General features: G+C 38.3%; 1 protein-coding gene. It reads left to right on the plus strand.

The window, feature by feature from the left end:
* Positions 1-994 (plus strand): transposase (locus VB796_RS23730; protein WP_323349079.1); only part of this gene is annotated, 994 nt, incomplete at its 5' end.
* Positions 995-1,035 lie beyond the last annotated feature (41 nt).

Consider the following 1,035-nt stretch of genomic DNA (forward strand, 5'->3'; position numbering starts at 1 on the left):
TCAGCAATTGCATAGCTACGGACTTTTGAGTGGTTCTTTCATTGCAGAAGGTAAAATTAGAGAACTCAGAGCATACGTTCGTCAGCGAGAAAATCTGGAAAAACAGAAAGGTATTCAGGTAGCTTTAATGGGCAAAGCCTTGCAATTGTTGAACATTAAATTACATCAAATAGCCTCTGCCACAGAAATTCAAACCAGTATGAATATCATCAGAGCCATTGTGGCAGGGGAACGAAATGCCAAAGAATTAACCAAATTTCGTCACCCACAAATGAAAGCATCCGAGGAAGATTTTGAAAAGGGATTACAAGGCAACTGGCGAGCAGAACACCTTTTCAGTCTTAAACAAGCCTTGACGATGTATGATTTTATCAAAACTCAAATGTTGGAATGTGAGAAAGAAATTGAAAAAACTTTGGGAGAAATTAATGGGGGGCTGGGCGATGAGTCAAGAACAAAAACCACCAAACCAAAGCAAAATGAGTATGCTTTTGATGCCAAAAGTTACCTCAAAGAAATAGCGGGGGTTGATTTGACCAAGATTAGAGGTTTAGATGAAAAAACCATCTTATCTATTCTCTCCGAAACAGGTACGGATTTGAGCAAATGGAAAACAGCATCACACTTTACCTCCTGGTTAGGTTTATCTCCAAAACCCAAGATTACAGGAGAAAAGATAGTGGGGCATTTTAAACTTTCGGTAGCTAACAGAGCCAATCAGGCTTTTCGGATGGCAGCATGGGCTTTGAATAGTAGCAAGTGTTATTTGGGTTCATTTTATCGAAAATTATCCGCTCGAAAAGGAAGTTTTGTGGCGATTAAAGCCACCGCAAGAAAAGTAGCAGTAATTTTTTGGAATATGATGACCAAGAAAACAGAATTTGAGACTCGCACACAAGAGGAATATGAGACAAAATACAAGGACAGACAGTTGAAAAACTTAGAAAAAATGGCTAAAAAAATGGGAATGAGCCTACAAAAAACTCAATCTTAAATTACTAACAATCAGGCACTTAAAAAATCGGTTGTAGGAAG

This window comes from Arcicella sp. LKC2W, assembly GCF_034931005.1.
In the GTDB taxonomy this organism is placed as follows: Bacteria; Bacteroidota; Bacteroidia; order Cytophagales; family Spirosomataceae; genus Arcicella.